Here is a 16,304-nt window from a genome sequence, read left to right as displayed (position 1 = left end):
AGATGTGTATAAGAGACAGCGGCATGGAGCACATTAGCAAATCCGACTTTTCGGACAAAACCTAGAGCCTCTCACAGCGCCTCACAGCGCCGAATCAATTACGGCCCACTACTGGAGAAGATACCGTCTCTCCGGTGAGCTGAGTCACCAGCATGTGCTCCACCCATCAAGCCCTGCCGATCTATTCCATTCCCTTATCGATCATGCCCTATCGATAACCGGATGATTACCACCCACTAAAAGGAAGAAGAAGCTTCTTCTGGCTCGCCCTGGTGCCCCGCAGCGTTCGAGCGAGGACGCTCCCACCTCCATCGTGCCTGGATACGGAGGCTCGCTAGACGCTCGGAGAGCTTCGGCAAGTTCGAATCACTCGCTTCTTACAGCAGTGTCACATGGAAGCCTTGCCTAGATATTCGCCTGAACACGTTCGAAGGAGATCGAGACAGATGTGATTACCGCCCACATAGGGAAGACGAAGCGCACGATCTTGACACAGGAGTTCGGCGAGGCAGTAGCCGAGCTATGCGCAAAACCCAGCAGCACACCATCACTAGCATCAGTAGTTCGCAAGAGCTGCACAGTAAGACCGGCATCGCGCCTATCGTGAGGTCGGGAGATTGTTTGTCCTTCGATGCGACACAAGTAACGGGCGGCTACCAGGCCGTCGCATGAGAACGTGGATAACATCGACCAAGGGCCCGCGACGGAGGTGACGGCGTCGTCGAGGTGGGCCGGGGACTTGTCATGGACCGAGCGGAGCGAGGCTCCGTCTAGCATCAGCCCATGGCGAGGTCAATCTCGAAACGGCTTTTAGTTTTTCTATTAGAGAGTCTTGAGGTTCATCTGATAGAGCTTCGCTGGAAGTAATCATCCTAATGAGATAACCAATAATGAGTATCTCTATGGGTTAACTTCTAGTGGGCCTTCTGGTCGATGCTCTTTGTCATCTGTGGAGCAACCAGAATCGAGGCTAGAAGACATGGGCCGGTAACTCGCTTCGCTCGTTTTTCCTGACATGGATGGGTTACATCACTAACCGATGCTTCCAGCCATTCGCTTCAGTCAACAGACGAGACTGACCGGAAGTACCAGAACTGATGTGTCCGTGATGATCAATCCACCGTCAGCCCACCGACCACCCCGTCAGCTTCTCCCGCTGACACACTGCTAGTTCATCCACATACCCCCTTATCGGGATTCCTCTCGCGTGCCTCATCGGCTGGCCTATCGTTGGGCCGGTCTGTGAGCCGGTGAGGGGGAGACTCGTGGGGGAATCACCAATGAGGAACCAACGACTATGACCGACATGACCATGCTATCCAACGACGCGCCTGTGAATCTGTTCCCGGTCCAGCGAGTCGTGACTGACGAGACTTCCAGCTTCGACCGCAAGACCTTCGTTGAGGGCTACCGCCGAATCCTCAATGCTGAACTCAAACTCGCTTTCCACGAAATCCCAGCAGGGAACCTACAGGCTGTCGTGTTGACCGCAGTACATGCCCTTCCACTGCTGCCTGAGAACTTCGAAGTGTTCAGGCGTGGTATCCACCCGCTATCCACTGACCACGCCGGTGACTTCATCCGGTATGTGAGTGCGCTAGAGAAAGCTGTCGATATGGTATTAGCTGATCCTTGCCTGACGCCGGAAGAGCTACACGCGACCATCTTGGAAGACTTCTGTCCAGATGACCAATTTGATCTCGAAGTGGTCGGCACCGTTCCCATCTACCTACTGCCGATGGAGGTGTGGGCCGAGTAACGACACTCACCTCCACCGCTGACCAACCAGCAGTCCACACAACTGCTACATCTACATGCGTTCATTCGCATGGCTCATTCGCATACCCACCAAGCATCCAGCCTAGAGTGCATCTCCAGTCGTGCCCGGCAGTCAGTGCCTTCATGGTAGTGGCCGCTTGGGGACTGTCGGGGGTGTGCTCGGCTGTTGGTGCGCTCTAGATTGGAGTAACTACCATGACCAAGACCACTCGCAACGGTCGATCCATCGTCACTGACATCAACCATGTCCCGAAGAAGACTCTGACATCAGTCCTCGGCTTCGCCGATGAACAAGCCAAAAGAATGATGAAGGCCCGCCGTGTGCTCCCCATTGTGGAGGACCGGCAAGAGCCACAGATCGACGCCCGGAAGCTCTGGGAGAAGATCGGGAAGCCGCACAAGCAGTTCAATAAATGGGCTGATCACTATATCAATCCGTTGATGGCTCCAGATAATTTTGGGGAAAAATCTCCAAAAACATGCGCCGATGAGATCGAGCACTTCTCCGAGCACACCGGGAAGCAGGGGCGCCCGAAGACCAACTACCTGCTTTCCCGTGACGTGGCCGCTCACCTTGCCATGCAAGCTAACACGGCTGAAGGCCATGACATCCGCTGCTACTTCCTCGATATGGAGGACTGTGTACTGAGGATGGAGCGTTATCGTCCCATCCGAACTGAGCACCTGACTGAGATCGACAACAGCGTGTATCACCGCATCGTCTCTGAGACTGGCTCCACGGTCTATGCGCAGGATGCTGAACGCTTCCTCAAGGGGATGGTCGCTGAGGCCGTCTCTGGGATGAGCGCCAGTGAGTGGCGGGAGGCGCTGAACGAAATCCCCGGAGCCAGGGGAAAGGGCATCCGTGACGTTCTCGATGGAGATGACTTGAGGGTGTACAGGGATGCCCTTCAGTTTGCTGCCTCTTTGCTTCACTCAGGGGCCACCGACAGGGACCAAATCGAGTCCATGGTTCGCAGCGTCCACGCGGACAAGGTGCACCCTGACAAGTACCTCCACGGCTCAGATCACCATCAGGAGGCGGCCTGATGTCTTCCTCCACTGCAATCATCTGGACCGTAACCGTCATGGGGTGTCTCTGGGCACCCCTGTGCCACGCCACTTGGAAGGCAGAGGTCGAGGAGGACCGAGCGAAGCGAGGCTCCGTCTACAAGGACAACAGTGAGAGGAGGCTGAATAACAATGTCGAACTACCGCACCGCAAGCGCCCCTGGACGAAAACCCAAAGTCCACCCCAGCGAAGTCGTTGAGTGGCGCCAGCAGAACAAGGCTACTCGACGCGCCACCGCTGAACACTTCGGCATCAGTGAGACAACCGTCAAGACTATCTGGCGAGAGGCTGGGCTGTCGTATCAGTCTGCTGTGCCTTCAGGGAAGAGCCGACAGATGGACTACAAGACCATCGCTGATTGGCGGAGGGACCGGGAAGCGTCCATCACTGAGACGGCTGAACGCTTCGGCGTGGGGCTGAACACTGTATGGCGAGCCTGTCAAGAGCATGGTGTAGACCTGAGCCATCGGTATGGTCCTGGGCATCTCCAGCCACGCAGCCGAGACGCCGAAGCACTTCGCTTATCTGAAGGGATGGATTGAGATAGACGTAAGCCAGGGGAGAGAGATGACCATCGAGGTTCGCACCGTCCGCCAACTCAAGGGCGCCAGCCCACGGACCAAGCTCCACCACCTCTACAAGACCGTCTGTCGGCGGGGGATCAACGTCCATCTGACCAAGGACGACATCTACGTCACGCCCGCTGTCATGTCGATCCTGCTCCAGCGTCGCCCCGAAGACCTCGACAAGGGCGACTCTCCGGCGCTCCGTGTGCTGCTATCGCTGAGGCATGACCGGGAGGCCAGCCCTTGCCTTGCGCCAGCGAGTGACGCTTTCAAGGCACAGACGCGGGACATGGAGGCAGCAGCGAGCCTGTTCTATCTGCTCATCAGTGAGGAACACCAAGAGGGTCAGTCTGACCGACCTTCCTCGCCAGCGACATAGTATGTCGGTAGAAGGACGCTCTCTCGCAAAATCTGGCAGACCATCAAGGCGTTGGCCATGCCGATTTGCCCACATAACTGCGCTTCCAGGGTCCACAAGGAGGGATCGCCACCGTGGCGCGGACAGTAGACGCACCGGAACGTGATCTACCTGTGTCGCCCTGACTATGTGCGACGGTCCATGAGCCAGAGTAAGGGGACTCCTACCGGCACGTCTTCGACTCCGTGTGTCCATCCTTGATTTGGAGGAACGGGACTCCTGCCAATGATCGTCCAGCGACCACCCCCGGCCATTTTGTGGCGAACATCTGAGCCGATAATTGATGATGTATAAGGAACGCGCTTCCCCGTACCCCGCCCCGAGCGGGCGCATGGTGGGGGCTGAAAGTCGATCTTCGAGACACCCACCTGAGGGATGAACGACACCGGCACCCATCCCCCATGGTTCTTCAGCGCCAGCGCCTACAGCACCGGCTCATGCTTGGCATCTGCCCAGCGATCTAGGGACAGGCCACACTGATTCCATGCCAGTAGCCCGACCATCGGCATCCGCAGGAAGACATCTCCCGCGACCAGCCTGAAGACCAGCCCCATGATGGCCAGCTCCATGCCCCAGCGTGTCAACTCGATCCGCATTGCATCGGCTCCTTGCTGTGTCTTGTGGTAGTCCTTGGCGCCCTCGATGAGCGCCAGCAGCGGCACGCTACAGGCACTGCCAAACATGAGTAAAGCATTGATTATGAAGGGATTAAACCGCTTGCGAGTCTGATTCGGCAAGGGATGGATGGACTTCTCTCGGGCAGCCCGCACTGACTGACTCCCGTCGACAACCGATTCACCAGGGGATGGCTTCGAGCCGACACAAAAAAGCAGGACCGCTTGGCCCTGCCTCGATGCTTCCCCGATTGAAGCCCCTCACTGAGCGGGCTGTTCGGCTCGCTTCATGGCGCGTTGGACGGTACTGACACCACAGCCCACGATGTCGGCCGTCTTACGGACGCTGAAGCCCTGCTCTCGAAGCTCCATGACTCGGCGATGTAGTTCCTCGTTCACCGGACGGCCCTTGTAGCGACCATCCTGCTTGGCCTTCTCGATGCCCTGGGCCTGACGCCTACGCCTGTCCTCGTAGTCTTTGCGAGCGACTGCCGCCAGCATATCGAGGAGCATGGCATTCACCGCATCGAGCATCCGCCCAGTGAAGTCGTCACTGTTGCCCACAGTCAGCGCCGCGTGGCTCGTCGGCAGGTCCAGGGAGACGACCCGAAGACCCGCGCTCTGGATGGCGCCCTTGAGTCTGTCCCAATCGCCTTTCGTCAGGCGCGTCAGTCGGTCCACCTGCTCGACTAGGAGCACGTCGCCAGGGTGAGCGTCGTCGATGAGTCGCGCCAGCTCAGTACGATCGGCCTTGGTGCCGCTGGCATTCTCGATGTACCACGAAGCGACCGTTACTCCCTTCTCGCTCGTGAAGCTGGTCAGCGCCTCACGGGCACGACTAGCGTTCTGGTCATCGGTGGAGGCGCGGAGATAGGCACGGATGTAAGCCATCGTCGTTCACTCCCTTATCGAGCAACGTGTTCGTTTGGGTGTGTTTACAATAGGTGTGCTCGCTAGGGTTGTCAATTCATGTATGTGAATACGGATACAGGGCGCCCTGGTGCGTGCTCGCTCAGGTACACCTAAATGACCACCCTCTAGGCTGCGATGACTTAGCAGGGGTATAGTAATTCTGTTCAAGCCAGAGCAGTGGATCATAAGCAAACAAAGCGCAGGGAACAGCGATGGGACTCTATATACGGAAGGCTTTGCGAGTAGGACCGTTTCGTTTCAATCTCTCTAAGTCTGGAGTAGGCGTTTCAGCCGGTGTGAAAGGATTCCGTGTTGGCACCGGCCCCAGAGGCAACTATGTACATATGGGGCGTGGCGGCCTGTACTATCGCCATACTTTCTCGAAGAAGCGCGATGAGCGGGCGTACACACAATCAACTCGCCCGAGCACCTCTGAGCATTATCAAGAACCAGCACCGCTAACCCACGAGCCTCTCAAGGAGATAGAGAGTGGGGACATTATGCATATGGTCGACGGCAGCTCAGCCGAATTGGTGGAAGAGCTCAATAGCAAGCGAAAGATGAGCACGCTGATGCCTGTAATTATAGGACTAGGTGCCGTTGCATTAGCGTACACGATCTATCGCGACCTTCCCTATCTACTTCCCATAACCATTGGCTGCATCCTTGCTGTGATACTTGCCAGGTACCGAGACGTCATGAACAAGACTTCTGTCATCATTTATGACATCGAAGATGAGTTTGAGGAGAACTACAATAAGCTGATCAACTCCTTTGACGAGATGAAGGCTGTGGATTCTTGTTGGCACATGGAGGCCGAAGGTAGGGTGCATGACAGTAAATATCATGCGGGAGCCAGCAGTGTCGTTGAGCGAAAGCCTATTCAACTGAGCTTCACATCACCTCCTTTTGTGAAAACGAATATCCAAGTACCCTCGATTCCTGTTGGAAAGCAGACACTCTACTTTTTTCCGGATCGAGTTCTGGTTTTCGAGCCCTACGGAGTGGGAGCCGTCTCCTACGAAAACCTCGAAGTGAAGCTTTCCCCGACACGGTTCGTTGAGGACGGCAGTGTGCCAAAAGATACCAAGATCATCGACTACACTTGGGAATATGTGAACAAGCAAGGTGGACCCGATAGGCGTTTCAAGAACAACCATAGAATACCTGTGGTCCGCTATGAAGACCTCCACCTTTTCAGCAAAACTGGAATGAATGAACGTATCAGCCTTTCTAAGGTAGGAGCCGCATCTAGCTTTGTTCTCGCGCTGAAGCGATTCCGAGAAGCACAGAAGAACAGCACCAGCGTTTCATGACGAATATCTATCAATGATCATTCATAAGCTATAGACTTATAAGCTCCATCTGTGCGGTGGGGCTTATTTTTGCGCCCATAGAACAAGCCGAGGGTAGACTAGCTGAGTAACTGTGTGATCAGCTGAAGGGAAGGCACAATAATCAACTAGCCTCTCCTTCTTCTAACATGGCTCGGCGAGCCTGGGAGAGGCACACAGAGGCGAGCGGATGATTGATGCTAAGCGAAGGTAACGATCAGGGTGCCACCTACCCCTAATACAACGGTGATGCTGTGGATTATCTTCAGATACCATCCGTACCTAACTTGAGCCCCCTGTTGATTCTGGTTAGCCATTACTTCAGGAGGGTCAATGGCGTGCTGCAACCTTCGGCCAGGTAATTCAGAGAGGATCGCCAAGGCAATCATGATGCCACCACTTCTTTTGAACCAGTCATTCCAAAGCAGTCCTCCCCACTGATTTGCTTCTGCCAGGTAGCAAAGCACGGGAATTACCACAGCAACTAAAACAATCGTGCGATGTACCCATGCCCAGAGCCTTCCTTTTCTGATGTAGTGCAGCTTCCATTCGTCTTCGGTCATAGGTTCGTCATGCCTAAATCTATTGAATCCGACTTCGTCGCTTGGCCGGGCGGGTTTGCTATTGCTTCGAGCTCGACTGTACAATCCTTCCAAATCGTTGGCTACGCGAGTGGCTACAGTAGCGGCTACAGATGGCTACTTCAATAACGTAAACCACTGATTTTACTACTAATTGCGGAGAAAGGGGCGATTCCCTTCACCCGCTCCACAGGCCTCTCACATCCTGACTCGCGCCCGCGAGCCGAACCGCCAGGTCCCGCCATGGCCCTCTTCCTGACCGTTCTGGCCGTCTGCCTGCTGATCATCGGCGGCATGATCGCCATTCTGATGACCGCGCGCACGCCCCGCTATCGCACCGAGCCCGAACACCTGCTCGAGCTGTTCGATCAGGCCCTCGAAAGCCGGGTCAGCGAGACCGAATGGAACGCGGTGGTCGGCTATCCGATTCGCCACGACGATTATCTGGAGGGCGTGCGGCGCCGCGCCCAGCGGCTGATGGACGAGCACGGCCGCCATGGCCGGGTGGCCCGCGGCAAGCCGCTGCTGGACGACGAAGGACACGCCGACCTCAGCGCCCTGCGCGATCACCTCGCCGCGCGCACGGCCCTGCGCCACGGCGAAGAGCGGGAATGAGGCCTGGCGACGAATTCGGTACACTGGGCCTCATCCCGTGACCGCCGCGCCGGAGGGCGACGATGACCAGCGCGATCCGCCAGTTTCCTCTCGATACCGCCATCCACCATCATGCCCACGACTTCCACCAGATCGTGATCGGGCTCAATGGTCAGGCGGAGTTCGAGATCGAGGGCCTCGGCGGCTCGATCTCGGCGCTCTCGGGCTGCATCGTCCCGGCCAATCACATGCATTACTACGCCGGTACCGGCGACAACCATCAGCTGGTCCTCGACCTGCCGCAGGACGCGCTGTCGCTGACCGGCCATCACCATGAACTGGCCCGGCTGTTCGACGCCCCGCGCTTCTTCGACCTGGATGCCTCGCTGGCCCGCTATCTCGAGTTCGTGCTCCAGGAGCTGCGCCTGCTGGCCAGTCAAGGCGCCCTGAGCGACCTGCAGCAGGACCGCCTGGCTGCCACCCTGCTCGGCTCGCTGCATGCCCGGCTGTCCGGCGACGCCTCGTCGACGGGGCGCCCCCTGGATCTCTCGGCCCTGGACCGCTACATCGACCAGCACCTGAGCGGCCAGCTCCGGGTCGCCGACCTGGCGGCCCAGGCCTGCCTCAGCGAAGCCCACTTCACGGCACGCTTCCGCGCCCAGACCGGCCTCTCGCCGTGGCGCTACGTGATGCGTCGGCGCCTGGAGACGGCCCGACGCCTGATCCACGAGAGCCATCTGCCGCTCTCCGAGATCGCCGCGCTCACCGGATTCACCAACCAGAGCGCCCTCTCCCGCGCCTTTCGCCGCGACTACGGCCACCCCCCCAGCCAGCTGCGACGCCCGGGCGCCAGGCGACTCGCCAGCAACGCACCGATGCCTTAGACCAAGGTCGTAAAAAAGCTGTCACCCGACGGCAACATCCGCGAATTCGTCAAATCCCCCAACGGAATCGACAAGCAGAGCCCTCTCTGGCGCCCTACGCTTGCAGGATACCGTGCATCCGTCGGCGCTCCCCCTGACGCGGCGGCGGACACACGACCCTGTGACGATCGGCTTCCATCGGGGAACGACATGCTCAACGCCAACAACATGCTGGAAGACGCCACCTGGCGTCAGGATCTCGACACCCTCTTCGCCCGCATCAGCGAACACTACGTGGTCGACGAGAACGACTTCGTCGAGGAGCTGATCCAGGCCCTCGGCGCGGGCCACCAGGACTTCGCCCGCACCGCCGAGAAGACCGCCGAGCTGGTACGCGAGATCCGCGAGATGGATACCGCCGTCGATACCATCGACGAGCTGCTCCAGCAGTACAGCCTGGATACCCACGAGGGCCTGATGCTGATGTGCCTGGCCGAGGCCATGCTGCGCATCCCCGACAAGGCCACCGCCGACGCCCTGATCGAGGACAAGCTCGGCCCCGCCGACTGGAAGGCGCACCTGGGCAAGAGCGAATCCTGGATGGTCAACGCCTCCACCTGGGGCCTGCTGATGACCGGCCGCGTGGTGACCCTGGACAAGCCCCAGGAAGGCCGTCCGTCCGGCTTCATCAACAAGATGGTCAACCGCATGGGCGAGCCGGTGATCCGGCGCGCCATGGTCGAGGCCATGAAGGTCATGGGCAAGCAGTTCGTCCTCGGCCGCGATATCGACGAGGCGCTCAAGCGCTCCAAGCCGCTGTTCGACAAGGGTTACACCTACTCCTACGACATGCTCGGCGAGGCCGCCCGCACCCGCCGTGACGCCAAGCGCTACTTCGACGACTACGCCCGCGCCATCGAGCGGGTCGGCAAGACCAGCCGTACGCTGTCCGCCAAGACGCCCACGCCGTCGATCTCGATCAAGCTCTCGGCGCTGCATCCGCGCTACGAGTTCGGCCGCCGCGAGCAGGTGCTGCGCGAGCTGGTCGGCAGCGTGCGCGAACTGGCCCAGATGGCCCGCGAGCGCGACGTGGCCGTGACCATCGACGCCGAGGAGGTCGACCGCCTGGAGCTGTCGCTGGAGGTGTTCCGCGCCGTCTACGAAAGCGAGACCTGCCGTGGCTGGGGCAAGTTCGGGCTGGTGGTCCAGGCCTACTCCAAGCGCGCCCTGCCGGTGCTGCACTACCTCAATCGCCTGGCCGAGCACCAGGGCGACGAGATCCCGTTGCGCCTGGTCAAGGGCGCCTACTGGGACAGCGAGATCAAGGAATCCCAGCAGCTGGGCGTGGACGGCTACCCGGTCTACACCCGCAAGTCCGCCACCGACGTGGCCTATCTGGTGTGCTCGCGCTTCCTGCTCTCCGACGCCACCCGCGGCCGGATCTTCCCGCAGTTCGCCACCCACAACGCCCATACCATCACCAGCATCCTCGAGCAAGCCAACGCCGCCGACCGGGCCTTCGAGTTCCAGCGCCTGCACGGCATGGGCGAGGCGCTCTACGATGCGGCCCTCAAGCGCGCGCCCCAGGGCACCTACTGCCGCATCTACGCCCCCACGGGCGCCCACAAGGACCTGCTGCCCTACCTGGTGCGCCGGCTGCTCGAGAACGGCGCCAACTCGTCGTTCGTCCACCAGCTGGTCGATCCCAAGGTGCCGGTGGAATCGCTGTGCGTGCACCCGGCGGAGACCCTGCGCCAGTACGATAGCCTGGCCAACCCGCAGATTCCGCTGCCCCGCGATCTCTACGGGCCCGGTCGCCCCAACTCGAAGGGGGCAAACCTCAACATCCGCAGCCAGTACCAGCCGCTGATGGATGCCATGGCGACGCACATGGACACCGTGTACGAGGCGCGCCCGCTGCTGGCCTTCGACGTGGCCAGCGACCCGGCGCAGACCCACGAGGTGACCGCGCCCTACGACCGCCGCCAGCGCGTCGGCACGGTGCTGTGGACCACCAAGACACAGGCCGAGCAGGCCCTGGACGCCGCCTGGGCGGCCTTCCCGCGCTGGGAGGCGACGCCGGTGGGCGAGCGCGCCGACATCCTGCGTCGCTTCGCCGACCTGATGGAGGCGAACATGGCGGAGCTGATGGCGCTGTGTTCCCGCGAGGGCGGCAAGCTGCTCACCGACGGCGTCGACGAGATCCGCGAGGCGGTGGACTTCTGCCGCTACTACGCCGTGCGCGCCGAGGAGCTGTTCGCCGAACCGACCCGCCTGCCGGGGCCGACCGGCGAGTCCAACGAGCTGATGATGGGCGGCAAGGGCGTGTTCGCGGCGATCAGCCCCTGGAACTTCCCGGTGGCGATCTTCTGCGGCCAGATGGTCGCCACCGCCGTGGCCGGCAACACCGTGCTGGCCAAGCCCGCCGAGCAGACCTCGATCGTCGCCCATCGCGTCGTCGAGCTGCTGCGCGAGGCCGGCATGCCCCGCGACGTGGTGCAGCTGCTGCCCGGCGACGGTCCCACCGTCGGCAGCGTGCTGACCAGCGACCCGCGCGTCACCGGCGTGGTGTTCACCGGCGGCACCGACACCGCCCAGGTCATCAACCGCGCCCTGGCCAACCGCGAGAACGCCGCGCTGCCGACCCTGGTGGCCGAAACCGGCGGCATGAACGCCATGATCGTCGATTCCACCGCCCTGCCCGAGCAGGTCGTGGCCGACGTCATCCATTCGGCCTTCCAGAGCGCCGGCCAGCGCTGCTCGGCGCTGCGCGTGCTCTACCTCCAGGACGACGTGGCCGACCGCGTGATCCAAATCCTCGAAGGCGCCATGGCCGAGCTTCACGTGGGCGACCCGCGCGACCTGGGCACCGACGTGGGCCCGGTGATCGACGAGGACGCCCGCCGGGGCCTGCAGGCGCACATCGACCGGCTCAAGGGCGAGGGTCGGCTGCTGGCCGAGACCCGGCTCGACCCGGCGCATACCGCCGAGGGCACCTTCATTGCCCCCAGCGCCTTCCAGATCGACGGCATCGACGCCCTGGAGCGCGAGCAGTTCGGCCCGGTACTGCACATCGTGCGCTACAAGGCCCAGGACCTCGACCGGGTGATCGAATCGATCAACGGGCGCGGCTATGGCCTGACGTTCGGCGTGCACAGCCGCAACGAATCCTTCGCCGAGGAGATCGCGCAGAAAATTCGCGTTGGCAACGTATACGTCAACCGCAATATCATCGGGGCCGTCGTCGGGGTCCAGCCGTTCGGCGGCCAGGGCTTCTCCGGAACGGGCCCCAAGGCGGGTGGGCCCCACTATCTTCTGCGGTTCGCCACGGAAAAGACGGTGACGATCAATACCGCCGCACTCGGCGGCAATGCGTCACTGCTTGCGCTGGGAGACGAGTGATCCCCGCTCGTCGGTAACGACAACAAACTGAAGGAAGTCCCTCATGGTCGAAAACAACGCCACCATAGGCTTTACATTCGCGCTGTACCTGATCGTGATGCTCGGCATCGGGATCATCGCCTACAAGCGCACCAGCAACCTCTCCGATTACATCCTCGGCGGGCGCTCGCTGGGCCCCTGGACCTCGGCGATCTCCGCCGGGGCCTCGGACATGTCCGGCTGGCTGCTGCTGGGCCTGCCCGGCGCGGCCTACGCCAGCGGCCTGTCCGCGGGCTGGATCGCCGTCGGCCTGCTGGCCGGCACCTGGCTCAACTGGCTGCTGGTGGCACGTCGGCTGCGCGTCTACAGCTTCCGGGCCGATGACGCCCTGACGATCCCGGACTTCCTGGCCAAGCGCTTCCGGGATAACAGCCAGCTGCTGCGGGTGATCTCGGCGGTGTTCATCCTGCTGTTCTTCATGTTCTACACCAGCTCCGGCCTGGTGGCAGGGGCCAAGCTGTTCGACACGGTGTTCGGCTTCGACTACACCCTGGCGTTGACCATCGGCACCCTGGCGATCATCTCCTACACCTTCTTCGGGGGCTTCCTGGCGGTGTCCTGGACCGACCTGATCCAGGGCCTGATGATGGCCGCGGCGCTGCTGATCGTGCCGGTCGTGGCGCTGACCGAGATGGGGGGCCTGGGCGGCAGCGCCCAGGAAATCCTGGCGGCCAACCCGGACATGCTGAAGTGGTTCACCGACGCGTCCACCGGCGAGGCGCTGTCGGTGATGGGCATCGTCAGCTCGCTGGCCTGGGGCCTCGGCTATTTCGGCCAGCCGCACATCCTGGCCCGCTTCGCCGCCATCCGCAGCGAGAAGGACATCCCCACCGCACGCCGCATCGCGGTGAGCTGGAGCGCCCTGGGCCTGCTCGGTGCCATGGCCGTGGGCCTGCTCGGGACCGTCTACATGGCGCGTGACCTGGGCGACGGCGAGACCATCTTCATGGTCATGGTCAACGCCATCTTCCACCCGGTGATCGCCGGCGTGCTGCTGGCCGCCATCCTGGCCGCGGTGATGTCCACCGCCGACTCCCAGCTGCTGGTGTCGTCCTCGGCGCTGACCGATGACTTCTACAAGGCCATCTTCCGCAAGGATGCCACCCAGGGCGAACTGGTGTGGGTGGGCCGCTTCGCGGTCATCGGTATCGCCGTCATCGCCTACCTGCTGGCGCTGAACCCCGACTCCACGGTGCTGGGACTGGTGTCCTACGCCTGGGCAGGCTTCGGTGCGGCCTTCGGCCCGGCGCTGATCATGTCGCTGTTCTGGCGCCGCATGAACACCTGGGGCGCGCTGGCCGGCATCGTCGTCGGCGGCGTCACCGTGGTAGCCTGGGCCCAGATCTCCGGCGGCATCTTCGATCTCTACGAGATCGTGCCCGGCGTGATCTTCGCCTACATCGCCATCGTGGTGGTGAGCCTGGTGACCGAGGCGCCGACCGACGACATCACCGCCGAGTTCGACAGCCTCGAGGAAGCCGCCTGATCGCGGCATCCGGACGAGAGAGCAAGCAAGAAGCCGCCTGCGGGCGGCTTCTTTCGTTTCGTCATCCCGTCGTCACGTCCCCGGGGCGGCGAGATCACCCCATCAGCCCCCTGCCCAACAGCGCCAGGGCGAACAGCGGCAGGGCCGCCCGGCTCCAGGTCGTGCCGGAGAATCGCCACAGCCCACCGACCGACATGGCCACCGGCCGCGCAAAGGCGCCACCCAGCGCCCAGATGCCCAGCAGCACCAGCACTGCCCGCCAGGGCCAGTCGAGCCCCTGCACCAGCGCGGGTTGATACAGCAACCATACCGACAGCCCCGCCGCCGTCAGCAGCGCGACCAGCGGCCTGTCGCCCGCCCCCAGCCTGGCGGGAAACCGCGTCTCGAAGCGCATGGCCATTCCCTCTCGCCGTCGCCTGTCTCACCGATCCAGTGAAGCCGAAAACCTCGAGATCGGCGAATCCGTGCAGGAAATGTGAAAGCTATACGCCCCCTGTACATCATAAGTCCCTGTCGGCAGGCGCTTTCGTTAAAGCAGGAGAAAACCGCCAGGGGTTTGATAGAAAAATCCTACAAGACATTTAGAAACAGTGTTTTTATACTGACCACATTCCATGCGATGACGCCGAATCGGTCGGCGTCGGCATCCAGGACGAACCAGGGAGGTTTCCCCATGAAGATGACCCGTCTGATCACCGCCACCGCCATTGCCGCCGCCGGCCTCGTCGGCGCCCAGTCCGCCATGGCCTACCAGGCCGGCGACATCTACGTGCGCGGCGGCATCGCCAAGTCCGAAGTCAACGACGACATCGGCTCCCTCAACGGCGACGATATCGACGTCTCCGACGAGCGCGGCTTCTCCTACGGCCTGGGCTATCAGTTCCACGACAAGTTCGGCGTCGAGCTCAACGGCACTCAGGACATCGAGCACGATGTGGCCATCGGCGGCACCAACGTCGGCTCCGTGGACCGCCGCCCGATCAACCTGATGCTCAACTACTACCCGCTGGGCGGCACCGGATCGCGCATCCAGCCCTACGCTGGTGCGGGCCTCAACTACACCGACTTCAACGACGTGACGGTTGCCGGCCTGGATGTCGATGACTCCTACGGCGCCGCCGCCCAGCTTGGCGTGGACTTCGCCCTGACCGACCACCTGCTGGTCGGCGCCTTCGCCAACTACGCCGATGTCAGCCCCGACATCGAGATCAACGGCCAGGATGCCGGCGACATCGACGTCGACCCGGTCACCGTCGGCGGCGGCTTCACCTACCGCTTCTGATCCGCGCCACGCCATGACCACCAAGACGCCGGGCCCCGTGCCCGGCGTCCTGTTTTGACGTGCATCAATTCAAGCCGCGAACCATTTTGCCTTGAGTCAAATCGGCGCCGCGGCGCACCCCGTAGACTGGAGCCCTCGCTTACCTTCACCGAGGAGCCAGCCTCATGCGCCGCACCCTGATTTCCACCCTGATCGTCGCCACCGGCCTCGCCGCCAGCAGCCAGGTGCTCGCCTACGGCGCCGGCGATATCTACACCCGCGTCGGCGTGGCCAAGGTCGCGCCCAAGAGCGATAACGGCGATCTCGCCAGCGGCACCTATGAGGTCGACGTTCAGGACGACAACGGCTTCGCCTTCACCCTGGGCTATCGCTTCACCGACAAACTGGGCATGGAGCTGCTGGCCGCCGAGCCCTTCGAGCACGACATTCAGCTCAACGGCGCCAACCTCGCCTCCACCAAGCACCTGCCGCCGACGCTGACCCTGCAGTACTATCCGCTGGGTGGCACCCAGGCGCGCGTGCAGCCCTATGCCGGCGTCGGCGTCAACTACACGCATTTCTCCGACGAGCACATCGACGGCGGCGATCTGGAGCTGGAAGACTCCTGGGGCGCGGCCGCCCAGCTGGGCGTCGACCTCCTGATCGACGAACACTGGGCCCTCAACGCCGCCGCCTGGTATCTCGACATCGACACCGATGCCGAGCTCGGCGGCACCGACATCGGCAACGTCGAGATCGACCCGCTGGTGGTGATGGGCGGCATCAGCTTCCGCTTCTGAGCCGCGTCGACATGCCATGCAAAAGGCCCGCCGAACGGCGGGCCTTTTGGCGTGCGAGCCGCGTGGCGAGTGTCGGCGCCGCTAGCGGGCGGTATGGCGCGACAGCCCCAGCGCCTTGAGCGTCTCGTCGTCGAGGCCGTGGATGGCTTCCACATCGGCCAGGCGGGCGTGATAGTCGGCACTCAGGAAGGGCTTCCCGGCCAGGAGGTGGTCGAGATACTCCCGCGCCGGCCGCAGCGCCTCGCCGGTGGTACCCGGCGCGGCCACATAGACCCAGGCCTCGATGGGGCCTTGCCCCGTGTGGATGGGCAGGCGCAGCCGATCGTAGTCGTGGGGGTAGCCCTCGAAGGGGTCCATGCACTCGATCTGCTCCGGGGCGAGCAGCTCGAACAGCGCTCCCTCGACCCGCTCACCGTCGGCGGGCACCACGTTGGCGTGGCTGATGCCGGCCACTCGCGAGGCCTTGTCGAAACGCAGGGCATGGTCGCGCAGCACCCCGGGCAGGGCACGCCGGGTCGTGCCGATCCGCGCCTCGATCCGGGCGGCGTTCATGTTGCTGCCGTAGGCGAAGTAATAGGGCATG

Annotated in this window: 15 protein-coding genes; 10 read left to right on the top strand and 5 right to left on the bottom strand. The window is 62.1% G+C overall.

The features are described from left to right. Positions 1 to 1,297: 1,297 nt before the first annotated feature. From C9J49_RS15870 to C9J49_RS15860, 3 genes are all read left to right on the top strand, one after another. A complete protein-coding gene (locus C9J49_RS15870) occupies positions 1,298 to 1,759 on the top strand; it encodes a hypothetical protein (RefSeq protein WP_107181045.1) in 462 nt (153 codons plus the stop codon). A 215-nt stretch (positions 1,760 to 1,974) separates the two neighbouring features. Continuing rightward, complete coding sequence (locus C9J49_RS15865; protein WP_107181044.1) at positions 1,975 to 2,829, top strand: antA/AntB antirepressor family protein; 855 nt, start codon at positions 1,975 to 1,977, stop codon at positions 2,827 to 2,829. Between the two features lie 589 nt (positions 2,830 to 3,418). After that, the gene (locus C9J49_RS15860; protein ID WP_146613022.1) at positions 3,419 to 3,796 is read left to right on the top strand and encodes a hypothetical protein; all 378 of its coding nucleotides are present in this window, start codon (positions 3,419 to 3,421) and stop codon (positions 3,794 to 3,796) included. A 461-nt stretch (positions 3,797 to 4,257) separates the two neighbouring features. Here C9J49_RS15860 and C9J49_RS17085 read toward each other — a convergent pair whose 3' ends face one another. Then, the gene (locus C9J49_RS17085; RefSeq protein ID WP_181454308.1) at positions 4,258 to 4,572 is read right to left on the bottom strand and encodes a hypothetical protein; all 315 of its coding nucleotides are present in this window, start codon (positions 4,570 to 4,572) and stop codon (positions 4,258 to 4,260) included. 138 nt (positions 4,573 to 4,710) lie between these two features. Continuing rightward, positions 4,711 to 5,340 carry a recombinase family protein gene (locus C9J49_RS15855; protein WP_107181042.1) on the bottom strand — a complete coding sequence of 210 codons (630 nt, stop codon included), beginning with the start codon at positions 5,338 to 5,340 and terminating at the stop codon, positions 4,711 to 4,713. 233 nt (positions 5,341 to 5,573) lie between these two features. Here C9J49_RS15855 and C9J49_RS15850 point away from each other — a divergent pair, with 233 nt between their 5' ends. Beyond that, on the top strand, positions 5,574 to 6,677 hold the full coding sequence (locus C9J49_RS15850) for a DUF4236 domain-containing protein (protein ID WP_107181041.1): 1,104 nt from the start codon (positions 5,574 to 5,576) through the stop codon (positions 6,675 to 6,677). A 218-nt stretch (positions 6,678 to 6,895) separates the two neighbouring features. Here C9J49_RS15850 and C9J49_RS17080 read toward each other — a convergent pair whose 3' ends face one another. Beyond that, on the bottom strand, positions 6,896 to 7,258 hold the full coding sequence (locus C9J49_RS17080) for a hypothetical protein (protein WP_146613020.1): 363 nt from the start codon (positions 7,256 to 7,258) through the stop codon (positions 6,896 to 6,898). A 261-nt stretch (positions 7,259 to 7,519) separates the two neighbouring features. Between C9J49_RS17080 and C9J49_RS15845 the strand changes: the two genes are divergently transcribed. The 4 genes from C9J49_RS15845 (at position 7,520) to putP (ending at position 13,660) form a co-directional block, all read left to right on the top strand. After that, positions 7,520 to 7,891, top strand: a complete 372-nt coding sequence (locus C9J49_RS15845) for a hypothetical protein (protein WP_046079874.1) — start codon at positions 7,520 to 7,522, stop codon at positions 7,889 to 7,891. Between the two features lie 62 nt (positions 7,892 to 7,953). Continuing rightward, positions 7,954 to 8,754 carry an AraC family transcriptional regulator gene (locus tag C9J49_RS15840; RefSeq protein WP_035595414.1) on the top strand — a complete coding sequence of 267 codons (801 nt, stop codon included), beginning with the start codon at positions 7,954 to 7,956 and terminating at the stop codon, positions 8,752 to 8,754. A 189-nt stretch (positions 8,755 to 8,943) separates the two neighbouring features. Continuing rightward, the gene (gene putA, locus C9J49_RS15835; protein ID WP_107181040.1) at positions 8,944 to 12,135 is read left to right on the top strand and encodes a bifunctional proline dehydrogenase/L-glutamate gamma-semialdehyde dehydrogenase PutA; all 3,192 of its coding nucleotides are present in this window, start codon (positions 8,944 to 8,946) and stop codon (positions 12,133 to 12,135) included. Between the two features lie 43 nt (positions 12,136 to 12,178). Further along, entirely contained in the window at positions 12,179 to 13,660 is a 1,482-nt protein-coding gene (putP, locus tag C9J49_RS15830; RefSeq protein ID WP_046079876.1) for a sodium/proline symporter PutP, read from the top strand. A gap of 94 nt (positions 13,661 to 13,754) precedes the next feature. On the opposite strand, the gene C9J49_RS15825 is transcribed toward putP, so the two are convergent. Beyond that, the gene (locus C9J49_RS15825; RefSeq protein WP_152662875.1) at positions 13,755 to 14,060 is read right to left on the bottom strand and encodes a hypothetical protein; all 306 of its coding nucleotides are present in this window, start codon (positions 14,058 to 14,060) and stop codon (positions 13,755 to 13,757) included. Positions 14,061 to 14,333: 273 nt separating this feature from the next. Here C9J49_RS15825 and C9J49_RS15820 point away from each other — a divergent pair, with 273 nt between their 5' ends. Together C9J49_RS15820 and C9J49_RS15815 are read left to right on the top strand one after the other, a co-directional pair. Then, positions 14,334 to 14,942, top strand: coding sequence for an OmpW family protein (locus C9J49_RS15820; RefSeq protein ID WP_052719383.1), 609 nt, complete (start codon positions 14,334 to 14,336; stop codon positions 14,940 to 14,942). 164 nt (positions 14,943 to 15,106) lie between these two features. Further along, positions 15,107 to 15,721, top strand: a complete 615-nt coding sequence (locus C9J49_RS15815; protein WP_046079878.1) for an OmpW family protein — start codon at positions 15,107 to 15,109, stop codon at positions 15,719 to 15,721. Positions 15,722 to 15,802: 81 nt separating this feature from the next. Here C9J49_RS15815 and C9J49_RS15810 read toward each other — a convergent pair whose 3' ends face one another. After that, positions 15,803 to 16,303, bottom strand: coding sequence for a gamma-glutamylcyclotransferase family protein (locus C9J49_RS15810; RefSeq protein ID WP_107181039.1), 501 nt, complete (start codon positions 16,301 to 16,303; stop codon positions 15,803 to 15,805). Position 16,304: the final 1 nt, after the last annotated feature.

It is taken from the genome of Halomonas sp. SL1 (assembly GCF_003030865.2).
GTDB classification, from domain to species: Bacteria; Pseudomonadota; Gammaproteobacteria; order Pseudomonadales; family Halomonadaceae; genus Halomonas; species Halomonas halophila.
Note: the sequence above shows the minus strand (reverse complement) of the source record. Positions and strands in the feature narration are given on the sequence as shown.

What these genes read in the sequence shown, in the direction of transcription:
- C9J49_RS15820 (WP_052719383.1), top strand. Translation starts at nt 14,334, where the DNA reads ATGAAGATGACCCGTCTGATCACCGCCACCGCCATTGCCGCCGCCGGC.
- C9J49_RS15850 (WP_107181041.1), top strand. Translation starts at nt 5,574, where the DNA reads ATGGGACTCTATATACGGAAGGCTTTGCGAGTAGGACCGTTTCGTTTC.
- C9J49_RS15840 (WP_035595414.1), top strand. Translation starts at nt 7,954, where the DNA reads ATGACCAGCGCGATCCGCCAGTTTCCTCTCGATACCGCCATCCACCAT.
- C9J49_RS15815 (WP_046079878.1), top strand. Translation starts at nt 15,107, where the DNA reads ATGCGCCGCACCCTGATTTCCACCCTGATCGTCGCCACCGGCCTCGCC.
- C9J49_RS15810 (WP_107181039.1), bottom strand. Translation starts at nt 16,303, where the DNA reads ATGCCCTATTACTTCGCCTACGGCAGCAACATGAACGCCGCCCGGATC.
- C9J49_RS15860 (WP_146613022.1), top strand. Translation starts at nt 3,419, where the DNA reads ATGACCATCGAGGTTCGCACCGTCCGCCAACTCAAGGGCGCCAGCCCA.
- putA (WP_107181040.1), top strand. Translation starts at nt 8,944, where the DNA reads ATGCTCAACGCCAACAACATGCTGGAAGACGCCACCTGGCGTCAGGAT.
- C9J49_RS15855 (WP_107181042.1), bottom strand. Translation starts at nt 5,340, where the DNA reads ATGGCTTACATCCGTGCCTATCTCCGCGCCTCCACCGATGACCAGAAC.
- putP (WP_046079876.1), top strand. Translation starts at nt 12,179, where the DNA reads ATGGTCGAAAACAACGCCACCATAGGCTTTACATTCGCGCTGTACCTG.
- C9J49_RS15870 (WP_107181045.1), top strand. Translation starts at nt 1,298, where the DNA reads ATGACCGACATGACCATGCTATCCAACGACGCGCCTGTGAATCTGTTC.
- C9J49_RS17080 (WP_146613020.1), bottom strand. Translation starts at nt 7,258, where the DNA reads ATGACCGAAGACGAATGGAAGCTGCACTACATCAGAAAAGGAAGGCTC.
- C9J49_RS15865 (WP_107181044.1), top strand. Translation starts at nt 1,975, where the DNA reads ATGACCAAGACCACTCGCAACGGTCGATCCATCGTCACTGACATCAAC.
- C9J49_RS15825 (WP_152662875.1), bottom strand. Translation starts at nt 14,060, where the DNA reads ATGGCCATGCGCTTCGAGACGCGGTTTCCCGCCAGGCTGGGGGCGGGC.
- C9J49_RS15845 (WP_046079874.1), top strand. Translation starts at nt 7,520, where the DNA reads ATGGCCCTCTTCCTGACCGTTCTGGCCGTCTGCCTGCTGATCATCGGC.